Origin of the sequence: Chitinophaga rupis (assembly GCF_900109685.1) — a bacterium.
Lineage (GTDB): Bacteria > Bacteroidota > Bacteroidia > Chitinophagales > Chitinophagaceae > Chitinophaga > Chitinophaga rupis.
Genome location: NZ_FOBB01000013.1, coordinates 36,709 through 57,308 on the forward strand (window position 1 = coordinate 36,709; position 20,600 = coordinate 57,308).

A 20,600-nucleotide genomic window follows, 5' to 3' on the forward strand; every position below is an offset into this window, starting at 1 on the left:
CTTTATTTTTTGGATTTAAACATTTCCAGCATCCGGTCCGTAACTACAAAACCGCCCACCACGTTCAATGTGCCCAGTATTACGGAAAGGAAACCCAGTATCAGTGCAATGTAATTATCTGCTTCTGCCTGCCCCATAACAATAATAGCGCCTATGATCACTACCCCATGAATGGCATTGGCGCCGCTCATGAGCGGTGTATGCAGTACTGCAGGTACACGGGATATTACTTCTATACCCAGGAAAATGGACAGGATAACTATGTAGATGAGCTCTATGTGCTGGTGGATGAACGCCATGAATTACGAATTATTCAATTACGAATTACGAATTAAAATGCAGCGGTTTTTAATTTTTTACTTTTTACTTTTAATTTTTTACTTCACACCTCCTCCTTCAACCCGCACAGCGCTTTTACTCTTTCATTGGTAATAGCACCATTATGCGTGATACAGGCGCCCTGCACAATATCATCTTCAAAATCCGGCACGGCCTGGCCATTGCGGATAATGAGCTGTAAAAAGTTGAACAGGTTGCGGGCGTACAGTTTGCTGGCATCTGCCGGCATAGCAGCAGCCAGGTTAGAGTTACCGATAATGGTAACGCCGTTATGCAGAATGGTGCTGTCGTTCTTTGTAAGCGCCGTATTACCGCCGGTAGCGGCTGCCAGGTCCACGATCACTGCACCGGGGCGCATGGTGTTCAACATTTCCTGTGAAATAAGCTGCGGCGCTGTTTTACCGGGTATTTGCGCCGTGGTGATCACAATATCTGCCTTGGCAATGCTGGCGGCTATTTTCTCCTCCTGTTTGCGTTTATACGCTTCCGTTTGCTCTACGGCATACCCGCCGGCGGCTGATGCATCTGCTGCGCCTTCCACTTCAATAAAGCGCGCGCCTAAGCTCATTACCTCTTCCTTCACAGCAGGGCGGGTATCAAACACTTCTACTACTGCGCCTAAACGGCGGGCCGTGGCAATGGCCTGCAAACCTGCTACCCCGGCGCCTAAGATCAATACTTTGGCGGGGGCAATGCTGCCTGCGGCGGTCATAAACATCGGGAAATAACGGCTATAGGTATACGCTGCCAGCAGCACCGCCTTATAACCGGCAATGTTAGCCTGGGAGCTTAATACATCCATACTTTGGGCACGGGTGGTACGGGGAATGTTATCCAGGCTGAAAAGTGTGAGCTGGCGGTCAGCTGCCTGCTGCATTTGCCGGCTATTATAAAGCGGCTGGTACACACCGGCCAGTATTTTACCGGGCTGCAGGTTTTCCCATATAGCCGGTTCCGGTAGTTGAATACTGAGGATAATATCGGCCTCCTGTACAATTTCAGCGGCCGGTTTAATGATGGCGCCCGCCTGCGTATAGGCATCATCGGGGTAAAAGGCCAGGGCGCCCGCATTGGGCTCTACCCACACAGTAACAGATTGCTGGCTCAGTTGCTTTACGACTTCCGGTACTAAAGAAACACGTTGTTCGCCTGTTTTTTCTTTGAGGACACCTGCAATCATCTGTGAAAGTTTATTGATGAAATTTAAAGAAAAAACAGCAGGAATGGAAAAGAAAGTTGGAAAGCAGCGTAAGGCGTTAGCAGTTAGCTGTTAGCCATCAGCTGTTAGCGCTGGCAGGCCCTGAAGGTTATGGCAATTGAACGGCGATGGCACTGTAGCTACCAGGGCCCATGCACAAACCGGGAGTGGTAACCTGGATGCCCATACTTATTTCCCCGGAAAAATTTTCCGGGATCTGTCCAATTCCGGTTTGCCCGGTCATTATTGTAATGAACCACAAACTTATACTACCATGGACAACGCTATCAAATATCAACAATCAACCACCGCGTACCGCATACGTACCATTGCCTACTGGCTTGTTACCGGTTTCCTGGCCTTTGAGCTGGCCTATGGCTCCACCTGGGACCTGCGGCAAATACCCTTTGTACGGGAGGTGATGACGCAGCTGGGCTACCCTGCCTATGTACTGCTTATTATCGGGGCATGGAAGCTGCCCGGAGCCGTGGTTTTATTGATACCAGGTACTCCCCGCCTGAAGGAATGGGCATATGCAGGCGCATTTTTCATTTTCTCCAGTGCCTTTGTATCTCATCTGGCAGTGGGTGATGTTAAGGGAAGCATCTGGCCGGCTATTTTCGGCTCGCTAACGGTTGCTTCCTGGTTTTTACGGCCGGCCTCCCGCCGTATGGCGCCTGTTGCTGCCGCTCCCGCCGCTCAACCGGCAAAATGGAAGTCCATTACATATTGGGCTACCATTGTAATCCTTGGATTTGTGCTGCTGTCGGGCGGTGCAGGGGAAATGTTGCATTTATGGGGTACTGTAGAAGGCACGGTAGATCATTTGGGGTATCCCCTGTACTTCCTCACTATCCTGGGTATCTGGAAAATACTGGCTGGTATAACGCTGATCGTGCCGCGGTTTCCGTTATTGAAAGAATGGGCGTACGCGGGTATTGTATTTAACCTTACCGGAGCAGTAGCTTCACACATAGCCTGTGGCGACAGCATAGGTCATTTTATTGCGCCCCTTCTGTTTGCAGCTGTGGCTATGCTTTCCTGGTGGCTGTTGCCGGCCAGCCGGCTATTTTCTCCGCCAACACGCCTGCCTGCTGAATAATAGCCGGTACCGCTACGCCGCTAATATAATTGCCGCTGATATGTATACCGGGATATTGCTGCTCAAAAGCCTGCACCGCCATGCGTAGCTGCCGGTGGCCTACATTCAGCTGCGGAATAGCTTTATCCCAGCGGGTAAACTCCTGCAGCACAAGGGGCTGGGTTATTCCCAGCAAGGTGGTGAGCTCGCTCACAATGGTTTGCTGCAGCGTGGTTTCATTCATTTCATCAAAAAAATGCTCCTGCTGCACGCCGCCGGTAAAAACAGTCAGTAATACTTTATCATCCGGCACTCGGGAGGGAAAGATCGCTGAATTGCAGATAGCTCCCAGGAAATGCAGCTTCGCTGCATGCGGCACCAAAAAGCCAAAACCTTCCGGCAGCTGCTGTACGGCGGCCCGCTCAAAACCAACATGCAGCACACCCATACGGGGGTAATACAGCTGCTGCAGTAAATGTGCGGCAGCAGCATCCAGGCCCTCTATAACCGGCGCCGTGGCATAAGCAGGTGTAGCAAAGATCACGCGGCCTGCCTGTACAGTTTCCGTTTGCCCGTTACTGTTATATTGCACCGTATAACCTTCCGCTGCAGCAGTAACACCGGTTATGCGGCTGTTGTAACACACAGGGGTCTTCAATAATTGCTGCAAACGATCCGTCAATGTTTCATTCCCGCCCTTAAAGGCAATAATTTTACGGCCGCCCATCATACCCTTGTTCTTAAAGAGGCCCTTGGTTACGCTGCCATACTCCTGCTCCCATTTGGGTAAAAAGGGCAATACTTCCTGCACAGATAAACGCGCAGGGTCTCCGGCATAAATACCGGACAGGATGGGATCAAACAAATAATCGCTGATCTCTTTATTAAAACGGCGCTGTACAAAGCTGGCCACGGTTTCCTCACCGGTAACAGGTTGCGGCTTCCTGAAACGTTCGGTGAACAGGCGCCATTTGGCCCCGCCGCTAATGTATTTAGACGATAATATTTTTACAGGATTGGGAGATACCGGGTGTAAAGCGCCATCGCGCACCAGGAAACGGTTCTTACTAACCGCTGCTGCTTCCAGCACCTCAGCTTCCAGCCCGATCTCTTTGATAAAGGCCATGGTAGCCGGTGTAGCGCCAATAGAATTGGGACCGGCATCCAGTGTAAAACCATCTTTTTTAAGGGTACGGATCACGCCGCCGGGTGTATTACCGGCTTCCAGCAACAGATAAGGAAGGTTACGTTTCTGCAGTTCGTAGGCAATGGTTAAACCGGTTAAACCGGCGCCGGCGATAAGGATGGTGTTGTTCATGAGGAAGTTTTTTTAAGCTATCAGCTTTTAGCTGTTGGCTTTTAGCTAAGAGCTGTTGCTTTCAATTATAGCAATTCAATTTACCTCCCCGCTAACAGCGAAAAGCTAACAGCTAACAGCTTTTTGTTATATCACCGCACCACTTCACTACAGCCTGTACCCACAGCGGATGCACATTCAAACAGGGGATCATGGTAAAGCTATCTCCCCCATTGCTGATAAAGGAATGTTTACCTTCCACGGCAATCTCTTCCAGCGTTTCCAGGCAGTCGGATACAAAAGCAGGGCATACCACCAGCAGCTTCTTTTTACCTTCTTTGGGCAGCTCTTCCAAACGCGCCGCTGTATAGGGCTGCAGCCATTCTTCCCGGCCCAGCCGTGACTGGAAGGATACGCTCCATTTATCGGCCGGCAATCCCAGTTTAGCCGCAACCAGCTCTGAAGTATTTTTCACCTGGTGGCGGTAACAAAACTCATGGGCCGGTGATTGCACATGGCAGCAGTCATTTACCTGCAGGCAATGTTTGCCCGTTATATCACCTTTTCGTATATGCCGTACCGGTACACCGTGGTAGCTGAACAGCACATGATCATAATCCTGCTGCAGGTAGGGCCGCATGCTTTCCGCTACTGCGTTAATATAATCGGGTTCGTCAAAATAAGGCGGTATAACTGTAAGCTTGAACGGGTATTTCTTCTTTTTATACACCTCTTTGGCGTATTCCGCAGCCGTTTCGTAAGACGACATGGCATAATGCGGGTACAAAGGCAGCAGGACCACCTCTTTCAGCTGCGGATTTTCTTTCAGCAATTTATCATATGCAGCTGCTGGCGAGGGAGTGCCATAACGCATAGCTATTTCCACAGGCATCTGCAGATCATGCTGCACAGCCTTTTGCAGTTGTTTGGTTAATACGATCAATGGAGAACCTTCTTCCCACCAGATGGAACGGTAAGCCTCTGCCGACTTAGGCGCACGCCGCGGCACAATGATGCGTGTAACCAGCAGCCAGCGGAATAGATAAGGATAATCTATTACCCGCTTATCCATCAGGAATTCGTTCAGGTAACGCTGTACATCGGGAACCGAAGTAGAATCAGGTGATCCCAGGTTCATAAGCACTACGCCTACATCAGATCTTGCTTCCATTTATCAGAAATTGTTGCAAAAGTAACGGTTCTATCATGCGAATAAACAATGAAATGTCATACAATTGTTAGAATACAGGCGCAGTAAAGCTGATAAAAATCATTTTTTAAGAAGCCTTACTACCATGAGGAGAAATGACACACTAATGACCAGCTACATGCCTTTTGTTACTGCACTTGCCAGTATTTTTGCAGCCGGAAGCTTATATATTAAAATGCAGGTTGCGTACTCAAAAGATATTACCAATTTTCATAGTATTGGGATCAATTACAAAAAAACAGATGCTGCGATCAGGGGCTTGTTCGCCATTAATCAGGCGCAATACCTGAGCCTACTGGAGCATGCGAAAGCAGCGCAACTGGATGATCTTTTTGTACTCTCTACTTGTAACAGAACAGAAATATATGGTTTTGCACCCGATGCACAACAGCTGATGGACCTTGTATGCAAGGTAACCAATGGCGATTGTAACCTGTTTGCACAACTGGCTTATATACGTTCCGGTGAAGATGCGGTAAAGCACCTGTACCAGGTAAGCACCGGCCTGGATTCACAAATACTGGGCGACTATGAAATTGTAGGGCAGATCCGCACGGCCTCCCGCTTTGCCAAAAACCATGGCTGTTTGGGCGGCTTCTCCGAAAGGCTGGTGAATAGTGTTTTACAGGTATCCAAATTAATTAAGAACGAGACAGGACTGAGCGCCGGCACAGTATCCGTGGCATTTGCCACCATACGTTTACTGGAAAAAAGGGTGCCGGATATACAAAATAAAAAGATCGTGCTGGTAGGTGTAGGGAAAATAGGCCGTAACACCTGCAAGAACATGATCAGCTACCTGGGCGCACAGGATATTACCCTCATTAACCGCACCGCTACTGTAGCCGAAGACTTTGCCTGTGTGCACGGTTTAAAGTTTGCACCATACGAGGAAATGGTGCCGGCCCTTCAACAGGCCGATGTAATACTGGTAGCCTCCAATGCACCACATCCTACAGTGCTGGCATCCCACTTACAGGCAGCTACGCCTAAGCTGGTGATCGACCTCTCTATTCCCTTTAACGTAGAACCGGCCGTGGGCGGGCTTTCTCATATAGAGCTGGTGAATGTGGATGAATTATCCAAAGTGCAGGATGAAACCCTGCAGATGCGCCAGAAAGAAGTGCCCCGCGCACAGGAGATCATAGAAGAGCATATGGCCGAATTCCTGTACTGGTATAAAATGCGCAAGCATGCCGTGGTATTAAAAGCAGTAAAAGATAAGCTGCACGAGATCCACACGCGCGAGATACAGCAGCAGAAGAACGGCGCCCAGTATGACCTGGAAGACATAGAAGAAGTATCTTCACGCATTATACAAAAAATGATCAACCTGATGGCAGGTAAAGTACGCAAGGAAACCGAAAAAGGCGACCTGTATATCTCCATGATCAACGACATTTTCGAGACCGGCATAAAACAGGATTAATACAATTCATGCAAAAAGAAATACGGATAGGTACACGGGAAAGCCAGCTTGCCCTGTGGCAGGCTAATTTGGTAAAGGATCTGTTAGCAGCGCAGGGGTTTGCCACCACGCTGGTGCCCATAAAAAGCGAAGGCGATATAGACCTGGTCACCCCCCTGTATGAAATAGGCGTACAGGGCATTTTTACCAAAACGCTGGATATTGCCCTGCTGAACAACCGTATAGACATTGCAGTACACTCCCTGAAAGACGTTCCCACCCAGCTGCCCAAAAATATTATACAAGCCGCCGTACTGGAAAGAGGCCCTGTAAAGGACCTGCTGGTATATAAACAGGATACTGCTTTCCTGGAACAGCCGGGCTATGCGGCCAATGTAGCTACCAGCAGCCTGCGGCGTAAAGCCCAGTGGCAGCGCCGGTTTCCGCAGCACCAGATCCATAACCTGCGCGGTAATGTGAACACGCGTTTGAAAAAGCTGGCAGAAGAGAACTGGGATGCCGCTATTTTTGCAGCCGCCGGTTTAGAGCGTATCCATTTACGCCCGGCGCAGTCCATTGAGCTGGACTGGATGCTGCCCGCACCCGCACAAGGCGCAGTAGTAGTAGTGTGCCGGGAAGATGATGCTTTTTGCCGGGAAGCCTGCGCGCCCTTACACCATACTGTAACCGCGCTTTGCACACAAATAGAAAGAGATTTCCTGCGCATTTTAATGGGCGGCTGTACTACGCCCATCAGCGCATATGCACATATAGAAGGTGATACCTTACTCTTTGCCGCTGAACTCAGCAGCCTGGATGGGCTCACCTTCCTGGAAACCCACCGGCAGGTACCGGTACAACAAGCCGCTGACCTGGGAAAAACCGCCGCTGAAGAGATCCTGGCAAAAGGCGGCGACAAAATAGTAGCCGCTATCAGAGATGCAAAATAAACGCCCCCGCATATTATGCACCAGGCCTTTGCCGGAAAGCCTGCTGGAAATGGCAACCCGGGAGGGTGTGGATATAACAGTGGAAGCGTTTACAGCCATACATCCCATTGTATCAAAGGAGGTGTGGGATATAATATTTCCATTATTGCAGCAGCGCATTACCCTGGTATTTACCAGCGCACATGCGGTAGAGATACTGGAAAACCATTACCTGCACCAGCCGGATACCTACTATGTGCCAGGGCGGCTATGGAACATTTGCTGCCTGGAAGCAGGCACCCTGGATGCAGTGAAGGAAGCGCTGCCGCAATGCACCATCAAGGCCACTGCAGCCAATGCTACTGCGCTGGCTAATGCCATTACAGCATTAGGAGATGTGAGAGAGGTATATTTTATTTGCGGCAAACAACGGCGGGATGAGCTGCCCACTATACTGCAGGAACACAACATAACCGTGCATGAATTAGTGGTGTATGAAAATGCTGCCACACCTGCAAAGCTGGATGCTGCTGCATATGATGGCATTTTCTTTTTTAGTCCCAGCGCAGTACAAAGCTTTTTTTCGGTGAATACACTGCCTGCAGCTACTGTTTGTTTTGCCATAGGCGAAACCACCGCAGCAGCATTACGGACAATAGCCAGCAATAAGATCATTATCAGCGAAAGCCCCAGTGCATATGCACTGCTGGCCGCTGCCACAGCATATTTTAACAAACCTTAACTGCAACGAATGAGCGCTTTGAAGAATGACCTTTTGCTGAGAGCTTTACGCGGAGAAAAAACAGAACGCACACCCGTATGGATGATGCGCCAGGCCGGCCGCTACCTGCCGGACTATATTAAACTGCGCGACAAATATTCATTTTTTGAACGCTGCGAGAACCCCGAGCTGGCTACGGAGATCACGGTAATGCCTGTAGAGCAGGTAGGCGTGGATGCCGCCATTATATTTTCAGATATACTGGTAGTGCCGCAGGCCATGGGGCTGGAAGTGCAGTTAATAGAAAAATTAGGCCCTTTATTACCGGCCCCCATTAAAGGCGCTGCTGACCTGAAACGGGTATGCGTGCCTGATGTAAAGGATAAGCTGCATTATGTATTTGATGCGCTGCGCCTTACCAAACAAACCCTGGCCGGCCGCGTGCCGCTGATAGGTTTTGCAGGCGCTCCCTGGACACTGCTGTGTTACATGGTACAGGGCAAAGGCTCCAAAACATTTGATGAGGCCAAAGGTTTTTGCTACCAGCAGCCGGAAGTAGCACACCAGCTGCTGCAAATGCTGACAGATACTACCATTGCTTACCTGAAAGAGCAGGTGGCTGCCGGCGCCGACCTGGTGCAGCTGTTTGATTCCTGGGGCGGTTTACTGAGCCCGGAAGATTTTGAAACATTCTCTTTACAATATATGCGGCAGATAGTGGCTGCGCTGAAAGATGTGTGCCCTGTGATCATGTTTGCCAAAGGCGCCTGGTTTGCGCTGGAAGAAATGGCCGCCACCGGCGCACATGGCTTAGGCATAGACTGGAGTATACAGCCACAGCGGGCCCGCGCTTTTGCAGGCAACAATGTAACCTTGCAGGGCAACTTTGATCCTGCGAGGCTGCTGCTGCCCATACCGGAAATTGAAAAGGCGGTAAAAGCCATGTTAAAAGCCTTTGGCCCGCAGCGGCATATTGCGAACTTAGGCCACGGCATTTTACCGAATATACCGGTGGACCACGCGAAGGCGTTTGTGCAAACAGTAATTAATAATTAATAATGAACAATTAATAATCGTAGTGTGGTATAATAAGTGAAGGCTGGCCCTGCGATTATTAATTATTAATTCTTCATTATTAATTAAAAATGGAAAAACATGCTTATAAAAGAATCCTTCATATCGTTCATAGGCAGCCTGCAGGATGAAATATGTACCGCACTGGAAGGCATTGACGGTAAAGCCACTTTCCGGGAAGACCGCTGGGAGCGGCCCGGCGGCGGTGGCGGCAGATCGCGGGTAATTGCGGATGGAGCAGTGTTTGAAAAGGGCGGCGTAAATACCTCTGTAGTACACGGCGCTTTGCCGGAAGTAATGGCCCAGCAGTTTGGCGTGCAGGACAGCCAGTTTATGGCTTGTGGTATTTCATTGGTGATACACCCGCTGAACCCTTTTGTGCCTACCGTACATGCCAACTTCCGTTATTTTGAGCTGTATGATAAGGAGGGGAACCTGAAGGATTGCTGGTTTGGCGGCGGCGCAGACCTTACGCCGTATTACCTGTTTGAGGAAGATGGTAAACATTTTCATCAAACCTTTAAAAATGCCTGCGATCCTTTTGGGAAAGAGCTATACCCGCAGTATAAAAAACATTGCGATGAATATTTCATTAATAAACACCGCAATAACGAAGCCCGCGGCATAGGCGGTATCTTTTACGATTACCTGCGGCCGGATGCCAACAGGAGCGCTGAACAGCTGTTCCTGTTTGCACAGGCTAATGGCAATGCTATATTACCGGCCTACCTGCCTATTGTGAAAAAAACAAAAGACCTGCCTTTTACTACTGCTCATAAAGACTGGCAGGAGTATAGGCGCGGCCGTTATGTGGAGTTTAACCTGATCCACGACCGCGGCACCCTGTTTGGCTTAAAAACCAACGGGCGTATAGAATCTATTTTGATGAGCCTTCCGCCCCGGGCCCGCTGGGAGTACGACTACCATCCGGAACCGGGTAGTAAGGAGGCAGAGCTGCTGGAATATTTAAAACCCAGGGAATGGGCAAGCTAATGGAATAATTTTAATTTACTGATTATGATACGCAGAAACAGAATACTCAGAACTTCTCCGGCTATACGCGCCATGGTAGCGGAAACAATATTAACGCCCAGCGATTTTATTGCCCCGTTATTTATAACAGAAGGAGAAAATGTGCAGGAAGAGATCAGCTCTATGCCCGGTTATTTCCGCTACTCGCTGGATAATACCGTGAAGGAAGCTAAGCTGTTGTGGAGCATGGGTATTAAAAGTATATTGCTGTTCATTAAATGTGCAGATGAGCTGAAAGATAATTTAGGCACGGAAGCGGTAAACCCGGAAGGGCTGATGCAGCGTGCCATCCGGAGCATTAAGCACGCTGTTCCGGAAATGGTGGTGATGACAGACGTAGCGCTGGACCCTTACTCCTCCTACGGCCACGATGGTATTGTAAAAGGCCAGGAAATTGTGAACGATGTCACCGTAGAAGTGCTGGCCCGCATGAGCCTGAGCCACGCACAGGCCGGCGCCGATATTGTAGCGCCCAGCGATATGATGGACGGCCGCATACTGGCCATCCGCAATATATTGGAGGAAAATAATTTCGACAAGGTGGGTATTATGGCCTACAGCGCCAAGTATGCCTCCTGCTTTTACGGCCCCTTCCGCGATGCGCTGGATTCCGCACCCGGCTTTGGCGATAAGAAAACCTACCAGATGGATTATGCCAATACCAAAGAGGCGATCAAAGAAACCCTGATGGATGTGGAAGAAGGCGCTGATATTGTGATGGTAAAACCCGCCCTCTCCTATCTGGATATTATACGTACCATTAAAGACCGTGTAAACGTACCCGTTAGTGCTTACCATGTAAGCGGCGAATACTCCATGGTAAAGGCTGCTGCTAAAATGGGCTGGCTGAATGAGGAAAAGGCCATCCTGGAAATACTGACCAGCATTAAACGCGCCGGCGCTGACCTTATCGCTACCTATTTTGCCAAGGATGCGGTAAGATTATTGCAGGCATAACATAACTATGTTTCACCCTTCACAACAAACACCATGTATTTTCAAAGTAAACTGTTATTTGAAAAGGCGCAGGAGCTGATCCCCGGCGGGGTAAATTCACCGGTACGTGCATTCAAAAGTGTAGGCGGCACGCCCATCTTTATGAAACACGCCAAAGGCGCTTATATGTATGATGTGGATGGTGCGCGCTACCTGGACTATATTAACTCCTGGGGCCCTATGATCTTAGGCCATGCCTATGAGCCCGTGGTAAAAGCTATACAGGAATATGCCACCTACTCCACCTCTTTTGGCACGCCTACAGAGCTGGAAATTAAAGTAGCGGAGCAGATCGTGAAAATGGTGCCTAATATAGACCAGGTGCGTATGGTGAACTCGGGTACAGAAGCCTGCATGTCGGCACTGCGGCTGGCTCGCGGCTATACCGGGCGTAACAAGTTCATTAAGTTTGAAGGTAATTATCATGGCCATGCTGATGCGTTCCTGGTAAGCGCAGGCAGCGGGGTGGCCACACTGAACATACAGGCCGTGCCCGGCGTTACGCAGGCCGTATCGGAAGACACTTTAACCGCGCCCTACAACAACCTGCCTGCTGTAGAACAGCTGATAGCAGATAACCCGGAGCAGATAGCTGCCATTATTGTAGAACCGGTAGCCGGTAACATGGGCTGTATACTGCCACAGCCGGGCTTCCTGGAAGGGCTGCGCCAGCTGTGTGATGCCAATGGCATACTGCTGATATTTGATGAGGTAATGACCGGCTTCCGCCTGGCCCGTGGCGGCGCACAGGAGCTGTTCAATATAAAAGCTGACCTGGTAACCTTTGGCAAGATCATTGGCGGCGGGATGCCCGTAGGGGCTTTTGCCGGCCGCAGAGAAATTATGCAGCATATTGCACCTGCCGGTAAGGTGTACCAGGCCGGTACGCTGAGCGGTAACCCCATTGCCATGATAGCCGGTTACACCGTGCTGCAGATCCTGGATGAACATCCGGTGATATACAGCCGCCTGGAAGAGAAAAAAGATTACCTGGTAAAAGGAATGCGCGAAGCCCTGGGCGCAGCGGGCATTGTACACCAGATCAACCACGTAGGTTCTATGCTCAGCGTGCATTTTGCTGAGTACCCCATTATTGATTTCAGCGCTGCTTCAGGCGCCAGTAACGAGCTGTTTAAACGTTTCTTCCATGCCATGCTGGAAAGGGGCGTATATCTGCCACCCTCTGCTTTTGAAAGCTGGTTCTTAAGCAATGCGCTGACCCAGGAGGACCTGGATTTCACCATAGATGCAACAAAAAAGGCCATTAAAGCTATTACAAATAGTTAACAAATCAATCCAGTGCAGCGTGAAAAGTCCCGGCCAATGTGCCGGGATTTTGTTTTAGAGAAGATGTTATAAGCTCAGGGATGGGCTGCAGGGAACACCTGTACGCTATCACCGTTATATTCCAGCGTTTCGCCGGGCTGCAGCAAACGGTCGTGCAGCTTTTTATCTTTGAAATGAATGTGAATGCGGCCGTTATTCAGCGTAACCCGTATTTGCTGCTGATAGGCTTTTACGCCAAACTCAGTGCCGGTGGCTATAACGTCCAGCGGAGCAGTGTGTACTACAAAAGGCCGTAAATGCTGATTTGCTTCCTTTTCCCGTACTACGGAAAAAACAGCTTCCCCTTTCAGCCATACTTCCCGCTGCTCCCGTTCATTAAAATGCTGGCGGTAACGTAAGGTAGAGCTGGCATCCAGCAGTACTTCGGAAGCATCCGGTAGCAGCACTTTACGGTTGCCGGCATCACCGGTGCGCACCTGCACCATGTTCATGCCAAACCATTGCCATAAAATAAAGGAAAGCACAAAGAGTATTACAGCAGCCACCCACATCCACTTGCCGTACCAGAACTGGCGGCGGATCTTATCATACAACGTGGGAGGCACGTCGAGAGTTTGTTCTTGATTCATAATTATGAATTACGAATGATCAATTATGCATAACATTTTTGATCTAGGTCCATTATGCACAACTAACGTTGCGTAATTTACAAAAAAGCATTTATTTATGATGTTTGAATAACCAGGGCACTAATCCGGGTTCTGCGAAAGCATTATCCCAGCTGTTGTGGCCTACGCCAGGGTATTCTGTATACTTAACCTCACCATGCAGGCGTTGCAGCTCCGCGTAAAAATCGCGGGAGAATTGTACCGGTACCACAGGATCGGCGCCGCCATGGAAGATCCATACGGGTATTTTTTTCGCATAATTGGCCGCAGTGCTTACATCACCGGCTCCGCAAATGGGAAAAGCAGCGGCAAATACGTCCGGGTAGCGGGCTATCATATCAAATGTACCCATACCGCCTAAAGAAAGGCCGCCAATGTACACCCGCTTGGGGTCTACCTTACCGGATGCCAGCAGGCTGTCCAGCAGGGCTTTTACCAGCGCGCCCGGTTTAGGCTGTGGCACATCTGCCGGGAACTCTGCACCGGTAACCTTACCCGAAGTATCCCGTTTTAGCCGGAAAGGCGCCCAGGTCATACCCGGCGGGCATTGCGGGAATATTACGATAGCCGGGAATGCCTTCCGGAGGGAATCTTTCAGGAACAGCGCGCCTCCATGCAGCAGCTGGGCCGCATTATCCCTGCCACGCTCCCCGGAGCCATGCAGGAAAATAATGACCGGGTATTTTTTATAGCTATCGTAATGCAAAGGCTCCAACATACGGTATTGCAGGGTATCGCCATCTTTGTAAAAGTTCTCGCGGCTATACGCGCTCATATCCACATCCTGGGCCTGCATATAAAATATATTCGTAAACGTTAGCGCAAATAATAAGAGGTAACGCATGGGGAAAGTTTTCTTTAAATTACGAATTATCAATTACGATCCCGCCAAAGCGGGACACAAATTCCATTAAAAATAATTATGATTATGAATAATTACGAATTAGGTAGTACGGATGGCAAATTCGGGCTATAAGACTGTTTTATTTTAACTGCCCGCCTGTGATCTATGGTTATCCGTACCAGGGTACCTGTTACCGGCCGCTGTCAGCTTACATATGCGCATTACTGCATTTTAACCTGAATTACGTAATTAGTAGCTGAGAATAGCTAATAATTAATAATCATAATCTCCGCTGCATTCCATTCGTAATTCGTAATTGATAATCCGTAATTAATACTTCAGTATGAAGTGTTGCTTCACCTTCACTTCCGGCCTGAAAAATACCAGCCCAATGAAAAACAGGTCAATGGTGAGCGTTACGCGCGGATGCTGCTGAATGGTAGACCAGGCTTCTTCCATGCCCGGCGTCCAGTGAATATCGTCAAAAATAAACAGCGATTGGTCGTGCGCCTGGGTAAGGCACTGCTCAAAATAAGCCAGGGTAGGGTCTTTACGATGGTTGCCGTCAATAAATACCCAGTCCAGCCGGGGCTTTTCCTGCAGCAGGGCGGGCAGCACATCATCAAAATTACCGGTGCGCTGTTGAATATTCTTTATATCCAGCAGCTCAAAGTTCTGACGGGCACGGGCGGCAATATTGGGGCAGCCTTCAATGGTCAGCACCTGTGCATCTGGTTTTGCCAGGGCCATATAAGCAGTGGAAAGACCCAGGGAAGTGCCTAATTCCAGCATGTATTGCGGTTGCAGATATTGCACCAGGCGGTAGAACAGCTGCCCGAATTTGGGCGGTTTGGCTGCATAACGGGCAATGTCGCTTACTTTACGTACGGTACCGGCGCCGGTGAGCGAGCCGGCTCCCAGGTCCGTAACCGTTAGCTCCTCTTTGGTTTGCAGCAGCTGGCGGCGCAGGGCCTCCACCTCCTTGAATATATTAGGCTTACTTTTATCGCGCAGTACTTCTTCTATCAAAGCATACACAAAAGGCGAATGCACATCGTGCCGGTTGCCCGCGGTAAAATAGTAGCGCAGGTATTTTTTAGCAAATTCAAACTTGTGGGCCATCATCTGATTTACGATTTCAGATTTACGATCTTGGATTTTTTGTCCTGCGTATGGTGCGCACTGTAATTCAATCTAAGACCGTAAACTGTAAATCTATAACTGTTTATCAGATATACGATCTTAGATTGACTTGCAGGCGGTTAAAGTATAGCTGGTCAAAATCTAAAATCGTACATCTAAAATCTAAAATTGTTTAATAGATCTTCCCCTTGATCCATCCCCAGCGGTGCAGGCAATGCTGCAGCGATACCCGCAACACGCCCAGGCCATAGATACTGCTACGCCGGAAATTAATGCTGGACGCTTCTTCAAAATACTTGGTCGGGCAGGTAACCTCCCCTATTTCATACCCTTTCATGAAGATCTGCGATATCATTTCATTATCAAAAATAAAATCGTCGCTGTTATGCATGTAACGGATGTTCTCCAATACTTCACGGGAAAAGGCCCGGTAACCGGTATGGTACTCACTCAGCTTCTCGTTAATAAGAATGTTCTGCGCCAGGGTCAGGAACCGGTTAAAAATATATTTATAGATGGGCATTCCCCCTTTCAGGGCGCCTTTTCCTAAAATGCGCGAGCCTAACACTACCGGGTATACCCCGTTTGCAATAATACTGCACATAGCCTGTATTAGCTTAGGAGTGTATTGATAATCAGGATGTACCATAATTACAATATCAGCGCCCAGCTCCAGGGCCTTGTTATAACAGCTCTTCTGGTTACCGCCGTATCCCTTGTTACGGTCATGGCGGATAATATGCTGTATGCCCAGCTCCCGGCCTACCTGCGATGTATCGTCCCGGCTGGCATCATCTACCAGCACCACCTCATCTACAATGTCAAATGGGATCTCCTGATAGGTTTTTTCCAGCGTTAATGCTGCATTATAGGCTGGTAATACCACTATTATCTTTTTACTATTCAGCATAAAAAGTGGCCATTTGGCTTGCAAATATAACAGGAAACCTGGCAATCCTACCTATCAAATAAAATCGTACTATCTTTGCACCTGAATTTATTTTTGGCACCATATTTTCTTAACATATTGTTAATAAAAAGCGAACACTGCATGAACTTGCTTTATATGAAAAATGCTTCAAGATGTGTTTCCCTGTTTTCACTGATGATAAGTGGCATTGTGACGGCCCGGGCCCAGGAAAAGCCGAAAACAGATACGGTGCCGGTAACGGTAACACAGCCACAGGAAATGCGGACCAACATCAGAACAGCCGATACCACTATCAGGAGGCTTATTGAAGACCTGCAGAAAGTAGCGGACAGCGACCGTCAAAATTCCAGCGCCATTCAGGGTTTATTACAGGGAAAGGAAATAGACAACCTGACCAAATACGAGCTGATTAAGAATAACCTGATCAACGCCAGTGAAACTTACTACTTACTTAACAAAAAGATAATTGACTTAAAATCACGTACCACTACCAATAACCTGGACGTGTTCATTACTGCGCTGAACAACCCGGAAAGTAAAGAGCTGGGCTTTTCCTTCAGCGACCGTATTGTAGAACTGGTAGAAAAAATAGTGCTGAAAGGCAATGCAGACAAAGGCGAAAAAAATGGCAAAATAGTGGAATCCACTAAATCCATTATTAACAGCCCCATTTTCCAGAGCTTTACCTCATTAACTCCTCCCCTGGCCATTGCCAACTCCGTAATGAACTTCCTGCACAGCGTAAGCGTGAACAATAAGCAGATCAACCAGAAAACGCTGCAGGAATTTGAAAAAGAGCTGAATAAATACGTAGTATACTATACGGCATTAAATGATGCCAATCAGAAATTTGAGTTTGGCCTGAACTTTAACAAAGACCAGCTGACCCTGTTGCAGGATAACCTGTATGATCACCTGATGTTCACTGCCAGCGCGCTTAAATTTCAGCTGCCGCAGCGGGGCAACAAACCCATTGGAGAAACCATGAATGATTTTTTCCTGGACTTCAAAAAAGAAAAGGTAGTGGATTTCTTTGGCCAGCTTGAAACCAAGTACTCCAAAGGCAAACGGATAGATTATGAATTGCTGCTGCGCGAAAATCCGAACCTGAAAGAAGTGAATAACCAGCTGGAAGACCTGATCCTGCAAACCAAACGTTTTGAGAACCTGTATAATGAGTACTTTACCCTGCTGGATTCTTATTACAGCAAAGTGAACAGCTCCCTGAAAATAGCGCAGGATAACGGTTTGGCAGCGCAGAATATTATTGACAGCAAGCAGGCGGAATTCCGTAACCTGAAAAATGAAGCGGTGGCCGATATACAGGCTTCCATAAACATTAAGGAGCTGTATAACAATACGGATAAGGTGAAATACCGTTACCGCATCTTTTAATTACGAATTTTCAATTACGAATTGAGTATAGCATATTTCAGTATTACGTTTTAATTAGGAGTCCTGCATTTATGATGCGGGACTTTTTTTGTGCAGAACCAATTCGTAATTGAAAATTCGTAATTATAGATATTCTCTATACCTTTAATCTATAAAATAGGGAACAATGACCACTGTACAACTGGAATACATTGTAGCGGTAGATACGTACAGAAGCTTTGTGGTAGCAGCAGAAAAGTGTTTTGTAACACAACCTACCCTAAGCATGCAGATACAGAAGCTGGAAGATGAACTGGGTATCAAGATCTTTGACCGGAGCAAGCTGCCCGTAGTACCCACAGAAATAGGCATCTCTGTAATAGCGCAATCCCGCGTAATATTAAAAGAAAGCTCCCGCATTAAGGAAATTATTGCCGGCCATAAAAAAGAGATCCAGGGCAACCTGAAGGTAGGTATTATCCCTACCCTGGCCCCTTACCTGCTGCCGCGCATTCTTACGGGCTTCATGAAAAAATATCCCAAGGTTAAGCTGGAAATATGGGAATATCCCACAGAACAGATCATGCAGCAACTGAAGCTGGAACTGCTGGATTGCGGGCTGCTGGCCACTCCCCTGCATAATCCCAACCTGGAAGAGCAGCCGCTGTTTTATGAATCCTTTGTAGTATATACCGCTAAAAGCAATGAGCTGTTCAGCAAGAAATTCATTAAACCGGAGGACCTGGATGTAAAAGAAGTATGGCTGCTGAATGAAGGGCATTGTATGCGCAACCAGGTATTAAACATTTGCCGCGATAAGTTTACCATGGGCGAATACAAGAATTTGGAATATAATACCGGGAGTGTAGAAACCCTGAAAAGAATGGTAGACCTGAATGAAGGATATACGATCTTACCGGAGCTTTCCCTGCAGGACCTTAGCACCCGCCAAATGAACATGGTACGCTATTTTAAGACACCGGAGCCGGTGCGGGAGATCAGTTTGGTCACGCATCGCTTTTTCATTAAACAGGCGCTGATCGGGGCCTTTAAAAAGGAAATACTGTCGCAGGTACCGGAGAAAATGAAAGTGCAGAAGCAAAGAAGAGTAGTGGATATTGTGCCGGAGAAAGTGCTTAAAGCTGAAAGCTAAAGATAGAGCTGAAAGCGCAAAGCAGAAAGCATAAAGCCAGGTACACCGTCTAAAATAATAGCAATAAAAAAGCATAAAGCTGCTGCAATCGCTGCATTAGCTTTATGCTTTTTGCTTTATGCTTTCCGCTACTTCGCGGGCGTATAATACTTCATTGCCTCCGGCATCAGCTGTTGCAGCTGCTGTACGCGGCGGGCGTCACTGGGGTGGGTGCTTAAAAGCTCAGGTGGTTTTTGTCCGCCGCCGGTATTGGCCATACGCTGCCAGAAGGGAATAGCTTCCTGCGGGTTGTAACCGGCCATCGCCATAAAGATCACGCCCAGGTGATCGGCTTCCAGCTCGTTCTGGCGGGAAAAGGCCATCAGGCCCACATTACCACCTACGCCAAAAGATTGTAAAAAGATGTTCTGTGCCTGCGGGTTGCGGTTCAGCGCTACGGAACCTGCTACCTGTATACCTTGCGCTATCAGGCCCTGGCTCATACGCTCATTACCATGGCGGGCAATGGCGTGCGCAATTTCATGTCCCATTACGCAGGCAAGCGCAGTTTCATTCTGCGTAACCGGCAGCAGGCCGGTGTACACTACTACCTTACCACCCGGCATACACCAGGCATTCACTTCCTTATTATTTACCAGGTTAAATTCCCATTTATAGGTGGAGATCTCTTTGCCGGCATTATGATCGTTCATATAACGGGTTACCGCACCGGCTATGCGTGAGCCTACCCTTTTAACCATTTCAGCATCTTTACTGGCCGCAGGGGAAACCGCTTTGTTCTCTGTTAAAAAGCTCTGGTACTCCTGCAGTGCCATAGACTGCATTTGACTTTCGGGGATCAGGTTCAGCTGACTGCGGCCGGTAATAGGCACCCTGGTACAGGCAGCCATAAATCCCAGGCCGGCAGTTAAAAATAAAACAGTCTTTTTCATGGGTGAAGTCATTTGTTTTTCTTAAGCCAACTATACCAACTCCTATACTACAGGTTCGCATATTTCTACCATAACAATCCAGGATGATTGTAAGTTGGTTCAGTGGCAAAAATACTTAGTGCAATCGGTATGCCAAACAAACAGGGTCAGCAAATTTTCGGGAATCGTGCAAAACCGCTATCAAAGCAGGTATGCAGGTTGCTCTTTTATAAAAAAGAACCACCTGCACTACCTGGCAGTGATATTTGACTGATGTATATAAATAAGTGGAACTTATATCGAAAGGAAAGATGATCAGGGTTTACGGCGGAAACCCCTTCTGTTTTTGAACAGCGGCACCTTGTTCTCGTTACCGGTAAGCAGGCGCGCAATGTTCTTCTGGTGGGTTAATACCACCATCAAGGCTACCGCTATGGCAAAAATGCGGTAAAAAACCTCCGGCTCGTTAAAGATGTAAAGGATCAGGATCGGGAATGCAATACTGGCTATAATAGAGCTCAGTGATACATACCTTGTAAAGAACAGGATCATTAAGAATACGCCTACACAACAAACGGCTACAATAGGCTGTATGGCCAGCACCAGCCCAAACAGGGTGGCAATACCTTTACCGCCTTTGAAACCGGCCCATATCGGAAAAATGTGGCCCACTACAGCGGCCAAACCTAACCCGATCTGGAAGTTTACGAGCTGTGTTAAATGATCTGAGTTCTGGTAATAGGGTAAAAGATAGGAAAGCCTGACTGCTATAACTCCCTTCAGCATATCCACCACCATTACAAAGGTTCCGGCTTTAGGGCCCAGTACACGGAAAGTATTGGTAGCACCGGCATTGCCGCTGCCATACTCCCGTATATCCATACCAAAAACCCCTTTGCTAACCCAAACGGCGGTAGGCACTGATCCTATGAGATAGGCACAAATAAGGAATAACAATTCTATCATCACAATAAGTTAGAATGCTAAGATAACGAAAATCTGCG

The 20,600-nt window shown here is 48.2% G+C and carries 20 protein-coding genes; 10 read left to right on the forward strand and 10 right to left on the reverse strand.

Annotation, left to right across the window (positions count from 1 at the left end):
- Positions 1-2: 2 nt before the first annotated feature.
- Positions 3-299, reverse strand: a complete 297-nt coding sequence (locus BMZ54_RS31035; protein WP_089920965.1) for an NAD(P) transhydrogenase subunit alpha part 2 — start codon at positions 297-299, stop codon at positions 3-5.
- Between the two features lie 83 nt (positions 300-382).
- The gene (locus BMZ54_RS31040) at positions 383-1,519 is read right to left on the reverse strand and encodes a Re/Si-specific NAD(P)(+) transhydrogenase subunit alpha (RefSeq protein ID WP_089920967.1); all 1,137 of its coding nucleotides are present in this window, start codon (positions 1,517-1,519) and stop codon (positions 383-385) included.
- A gap of 292 nt (positions 1,520-1,811) precedes the next feature.
- On the opposite strand from BMZ54_RS31040, the gene BMZ54_RS33275 reads away from it, so the two are divergent.
- Positions 1,812-2,639 (forward strand): DoxX family protein, encoded by an 828-nt coding sequence (locus BMZ54_RS33275; protein WP_202909407.1) that lies wholly within the window; start codon positions 1,812-1,814, stop codon positions 2,637-2,639.
- Here the strand turns inward: BMZ54_RS33275 and hemG are convergent.
- Positions 2,569-3,936, reverse strand: a complete 1,368-nt coding sequence (gene hemG, locus BMZ54_RS31050) for a protoporphyrinogen oxidase (protein ID WP_089920968.1) — start codon at positions 3,934-3,936, stop codon at positions 2,569-2,571. The genes BMZ54_RS33275 and hemG overlap by 71 nt on opposite strands.
- A 112-nt stretch (positions 3,937-4,048) precedes the next feature.
- Positions 4,049-5,086, reverse strand: coding sequence for a ferrochelatase (hemH, locus tag BMZ54_RS31055; protein ID WP_089920969.1), 1,038 nt, complete (start codon positions 5,084-5,086; stop codon positions 4,049-4,051).
- Positions 5,087-5,210: 124 nt separating this feature from the next.
- On the opposite strand from hemH, the gene hemA reads away from it, so the two are divergent.
- The 7 genes from hemA to hemL all read left to right on the forward strand — a co-directional run bounded on the left by hemA (position 5,211) and on the right by hemL (position 12,572).
- Positions 5,211-6,554 carry a glutamyl-tRNA reductase gene (gene hemA, locus BMZ54_RS31060; protein WP_238386742.1) on the forward strand — a complete coding sequence of 448 codons (1,344 nt, stop codon included), beginning with the start codon at positions 5,211-5,213 and terminating at the stop codon, positions 6,552-6,554.
- A gap of 8 nt (positions 6,555-6,562) precedes the next feature.
- Positions 6,563-7,483 carry a hydroxymethylbilane synthase gene (gene hemC, locus BMZ54_RS31065; RefSeq protein ID WP_089920972.1) on the forward strand — a complete coding sequence of 307 codons (921 nt, stop codon included), beginning with the start codon at positions 6,563-6,565 and terminating at the stop codon, positions 7,481-7,483.
- A complete protein-coding gene (locus BMZ54_RS31070) occupies positions 7,473-8,204 on the forward strand; it encodes a uroporphyrinogen-III synthase (RefSeq protein WP_089920978.1) in 732 nt (243 codons plus the stop codon). Before hemC ends, BMZ54_RS31070 begins: the two co-directional genes overlap by 11 nt.
- Positions 8,205-8,213: 9 nt before the next feature.
- Positions 8,214-9,239, forward strand: coding sequence for a uroporphyrinogen decarboxylase (hemE, locus tag BMZ54_RS31075; protein ID WP_089920980.1), 1,026 nt, complete (start codon positions 8,214-8,216; stop codon positions 9,237-9,239).
- A 99-nt stretch (positions 9,240-9,338) separates the two neighbouring features.
- Positions 9,339-10,250 carry an oxygen-dependent coproporphyrinogen oxidase gene (hemF, locus tag BMZ54_RS31080; protein ID WP_089920981.1) on the forward strand — a complete coding sequence of 304 codons (912 nt, stop codon included), beginning with the start codon at positions 9,339-9,341 and terminating at the stop codon, positions 10,248-10,250.
- Positions 10,251-10,274: 24 nt separating this feature from the next.
- The gene (gene hemB / locus BMZ54_RS31085; protein WP_262487628.1) at positions 10,275-11,246 is read left to right on the forward strand and encodes a porphobilinogen synthase; all 972 of its coding nucleotides are present in this window, start codon (positions 10,275-10,277) and stop codon (positions 11,244-11,246) included.
- Between the two features lie 33 nt (positions 11,247-11,279).
- A complete protein-coding gene (hemL, locus tag BMZ54_RS31090) occupies positions 11,280-12,572 on the forward strand; it encodes a glutamate-1-semialdehyde 2,1-aminomutase (RefSeq protein WP_089920985.1) in 1,293 nt (430 codons plus the stop codon).
- A gap of 74 nt (positions 12,573-12,646) precedes the next feature.
- On the opposite strand, the gene BMZ54_RS31095 is transcribed toward hemL, so the two are convergent.
- The 4 genes from BMZ54_RS31095 to BMZ54_RS31110 all read right to left on the reverse strand — a co-directional run bounded on the left by BMZ54_RS31095 (position 12,647) and on the right by BMZ54_RS31110 (position 16,137).
- Entirely contained in the window at positions 12,647-13,201 is a 555-nt protein-coding gene (locus BMZ54_RS31095; protein WP_089920987.1) for a FecR family protein, read from the reverse strand.
- Positions 13,202-13,292: 91 nt separating this feature from the next.
- Positions 13,293-14,084: a carboxylesterase family protein gene (locus BMZ54_RS31100; protein WP_202909408.1), complete on the reverse strand. Its 792-nt coding sequence runs from the start codon at positions 14,082-14,084 to the stop codon at positions 13,293-13,295.
- A 330-nt stretch (positions 14,085-14,414) separates the two neighbouring features.
- Entirely contained in the window at positions 14,415-15,209 is a 795-nt protein-coding gene (locus BMZ54_RS31105; protein ID WP_238386743.1) for an O-methyltransferase, read from the reverse strand.
- A gap of 190 nt (positions 15,210-15,399) precedes the next feature.
- Positions 15,400-16,137, reverse strand: coding sequence for a glycosyltransferase family 2 protein (locus BMZ54_RS31110; protein WP_089921183.1), 738 nt, complete (start codon positions 16,135-16,137; stop codon positions 15,400-15,402).
- A gap of 156 nt (positions 16,138-16,293) precedes the next feature.
- On the opposite strand from BMZ54_RS31110, the gene BMZ54_RS31115 reads away from it, so the two are divergent.
- Positions 16,294-17,553, forward strand: coding sequence for a hypothetical protein (locus BMZ54_RS31115; RefSeq protein WP_143081198.1), 1,260 nt, complete (start codon positions 16,294-16,296; stop codon positions 17,551-17,553).
- A 166-nt stretch (positions 17,554-17,719) separates the two neighbouring features.
- Positions 17,720-18,685, forward strand: coding sequence for a hydrogen peroxide-inducible genes activator (locus tag BMZ54_RS31120; protein WP_089920990.1), 966 nt, complete (start codon positions 17,720-17,722; stop codon positions 18,683-18,685).
- A 128-nt stretch (positions 18,686-18,813) separates the two neighbouring features.
- Here BMZ54_RS31120 and BMZ54_RS31125 read toward each other — a convergent pair whose 3' ends face one another.
- Together BMZ54_RS31125 and plsY are read right to left on the reverse strand one after the other, a co-directional pair.
- Positions 18,814-19,617, reverse strand: a complete 804-nt coding sequence (locus tag BMZ54_RS31125; RefSeq protein WP_089920992.1) for a M48 family metallopeptidase — start codon at positions 19,615-19,617, stop codon at positions 18,814-18,816.
- Positions 19,618-19,911: 294 nt separating this feature from the next.
- Entirely contained in the window at positions 19,912-20,562 is a 651-nt protein-coding gene (plsY, locus tag BMZ54_RS31130; RefSeq protein ID WP_089920993.1) for a glycerol-3-phosphate 1-O-acyltransferase PlsY, read from the reverse strand.
- Positions 20,563-20,600: the final 38 nt, after the last annotated feature.

Bases quoted from the DNA above. Each gene is read 5' to 3' on its own strand.
- BMZ54_RS31035 (WP_089920965.1), bottom strand. From the start codon at position 299: ATGGCGTTCATCCACCAGCACATAGAGCTCATCTACATAGTTATCCTG.
- BMZ54_RS31040 (WP_089920967.1), bottom strand. From the start codon at position 1,519: ATGATTGCAGGTGTCCTCAAAGAAAAAACAGGCGAACAACGTGTTTCT.
- BMZ54_RS33275 (WP_202909407.1), top strand. From the start codon at position 1,812: ATGGACAACGCTATCAAATATCAACAATCAACCACCGCGTACCGCATA.
- hemG (WP_089920968.1), bottom strand. From the start codon at position 3,936: ATGAACAACACCATCCTTATCGCCGGCGCCGGTTTAACCGGTTTAACC.
- hemH (WP_089920969.1), bottom strand. From the start codon at position 5,086: ATGGAAGCAAGATCTGATGTAGGCGTAGTGCTTATGAACCTGGGATCA.
- hemA (WP_238386742.1), top strand. From the start codon at position 5,211: ATGAGGAGAAATGACACACTAATGACCAGCTACATGCCTTTTGTTACT.
- hemC (WP_089920972.1), top strand. From the start codon at position 6,563: ATGCAAAAAGAAATACGGATAGGTACACGGGAAAGCCAGCTTGCCCTG.
- BMZ54_RS31070 (WP_089920978.1), top strand. From the start codon at position 7,473: ATGCAAAATAAACGCCCCCGCATATTATGCACCAGGCCTTTGCCGGAA.
- hemE (WP_089920980.1), top strand. From the start codon at position 8,214: ATGAGCGCTTTGAAGAATGACCTTTTGCTGAGAGCTTTACGCGGAGAA.
- hemF (WP_089920981.1), top strand. From the start codon at position 9,339: ATGCTTATAAAAGAATCCTTCATATCGTTCATAGGCAGCCTGCAGGAT.
- hemB (WP_262487628.1), top strand. From the start codon at position 10,275: ATGATACGCAGAAACAGAATACTCAGAACTTCTCCGGCTATACGCGCC.
- hemL (WP_089920985.1), top strand. From the start codon at position 11,280: ATGTATTTTCAAAGTAAACTGTTATTTGAAAAGGCGCAGGAGCTGATC.
- BMZ54_RS31095 (WP_089920987.1), bottom strand. From the start codon at position 13,201: ATGAATCAAGAACAAACTCTCGACGTGCCTCCCACGTTGTATGATAAG.
- BMZ54_RS31100 (WP_202909408.1), bottom strand. From the start codon at position 14,084: ATGCGTTACCTCTTATTATTTGCGCTAACGTTTACGAATATATTTTAT.
- BMZ54_RS31105 (WP_238386743.1), bottom strand. From the start codon at position 15,209: ATGATGGCCCACAAGTTTGAATTTGCTAAAAAATACCTGCGCTACTAT.
- BMZ54_RS31110 (WP_089921183.1), bottom strand. From the start codon at position 16,137: ATGCTGAATAGTAAAAAGATAATAGTGGTATTACCAGCCTATAATGCA.
- BMZ54_RS31115 (WP_143081198.1), top strand. From the start codon at position 16,294: ATGAAAAATGCTTCAAGATGTGTTTCCCTGTTTTCACTGATGATAAGT.
- BMZ54_RS31120 (WP_089920990.1), top strand. From the start codon at position 17,720: ATGACCACTGTACAACTGGAATACATTGTAGCGGTAGATACGTACAGA.
- BMZ54_RS31125 (WP_089920992.1), bottom strand. From the start codon at position 19,617: ATGAAAAAGACTGTTTTATTTTTAACTGCCGGCCTGGGATTTATGGCT.
- plsY (WP_089920993.1), bottom strand. From the start codon at position 20,562: ATGATAGAATTGTTATTCCTTATTTGTGCCTATCTCATAGGATCAGTG.